Source organism: Bradyrhizobium sp. CCBAU 45389, assembly GCF_028128625.1.
GTDB classification, from domain to species: domain Bacteria; phylum Pseudomonadota; class Alphaproteobacteria; order Rhizobiales; family Xanthobacteraceae; genus Bradyrhizobium; species Bradyrhizobium liaoningense_B.
On the sequence record NZ_LBIY01000038.1, the window covers coordinates 1 to 1,411 of the forward strand.

2 protein-coding genes are annotated in these 1,411 nt (G+C 63.2%); one reads left to right on the forward strand and one right to left on the reverse strand.

What is annotated here, in order from left to right; all coding sequences use genetic code 11:
* Positions 1-22: 22 nt before the first annotated feature.
* A complete protein-coding gene (locus XH79_RS06895; RefSeq protein ID WP_271581165.1) occupies positions 23-1,144 on the reverse strand; it encodes an IS630 family transposase in 1,122 nt (373 codons plus the stop codon).
* 43 nt (positions 1,145-1,187) lie between these two features.
* Between XH79_RS06895 and XH79_RS06900 the strand changes: the two genes are divergently transcribed.
* Positions 1,188-1,411, forward strand: a 224-nt coding sequence (locus XH79_RS06900; RefSeq protein WP_271581166.1) for a LexA family protein, incomplete at its 3' end; no start/stop codon positions are given.

Here is a 1,411-nt window from a genome sequence, read left to right on the forward strand (position 1 = left end):
CACTAGTGGCTCTGCACAGTGATTATGACTCTTTGGAAGTAGCGGGATAGGCGCGGCCCATTTTGGTGCGGGCTTTGTCTGTTGTGAACATCCATTTGATGCGCGAGCGGGCGGCATTTCGCTTCCGTTCCCAGGCGGCGATTTCGCGGCGCAAGCGCTTGAGATCATCGATTCTGCGATCCAGGCACTGGCCGCGCAGGACGCCGATCTCGATTTCGACCATGTTGAGCCAGCTTGCGTGCTTGGGCGTGTAGTGGAACTCGAGCCGTCGCAAAATCCGCCTGGCTTCGGCAGGCGGGAATGTCTGATACAGGGCGCCAGCGGAGTGGGTCGATAGGTTATCCTGGACGACCCGGATGATCTCGGCATCGGGATAATGGACGTCGACGAGCTCGCGCATGCGGTGGGCGTAGTCTTCTGCCGCTCGCCGCTCGGTGACTTTGACCTTGCGCCAGGGACGATGCACGTCGAGCAGGACGAAGAGATTGACCGTACCGTTGCGACGATACTCGTAATCGTAACGTTCGAGCCGGCCGGGCGCGGCCGGAATCGGTTGACGCGCCTCGCCGATGAGTTGCACCGGGCTTTCGTCGAAGCACACCACCGGCCGCCTGGGATCGGGCGCCGCGGCGTAGAGGTCGAGGACATCCTCCATGCGGGCGACGTATTCGCCATCGACCTGCGGAATGCACCACATGTCCCTGCGCCAGGGCTTGAGGCCATTTTCGGCCAGGCGCCGCCGAACCGTCTCGTGCGACAGGCTCTTGTGTTCGGTGAGCTTGACCATCGCATCTGCCAACAGCTCGAGCGTCCAGCGGGCGCGGCCTTCCGGAGGACTGGCGCAGGCCGTCGCCACCAGCAAGGCTTCTTCCTTGCCCGTCAGTTTGCGCTCCGCCCCGGGACGCGGCTCGTCGCTCAGCGCCCGCGCCAGATTGCCTTCCACGAAGCGTCGCTTGGTCCGGTACACGGTCGAGCAGCCCACGCCGACGCTCCTCGCGATCTCCTCGTCGCTGCCCCCAGCGTCGGCAGCCAGCAAAATCTGCGCGCGCTTGAGCTTGCGGGATGCATGCTTGCCGCCGCTGAGCAGCGTCCTGAGTTCCGTGCGCTCGATTTGGCTGAGGTCGATCCGATAGCGTACATTCATGGTGTGCCTCCATGTTCGAGGCACGCACCAACAACTGAATCGGATGGCCGACGTGAGTCCTTCGGCAAAAACCTTCACGCCCAAGCAGGGGCAGTATCTGGCTTTTATCCGCCTCTATACGCGGCTGCACCGCAGACCTCCGGCCGAAACCGACATGCAGGAATATTTCCGCGTCAGCCCGCCTTCGGTCCACCAGATGGTGCTCACGCTGGAACGCGCCGGCCTCATCACACGGCAGCCAAGGACGCCTCGCAGCATCGAGGTCCT

Bases quoted from the DNA above. Each gene is read 5' to 3' on its own strand.
- XH79_RS06895 (WP_271581165.1), bottom strand. From the start codon at position 1,144: ATGAATGTACGCTATCGGATCGACCTCAGCCAAATCGAGCGCACGGAA.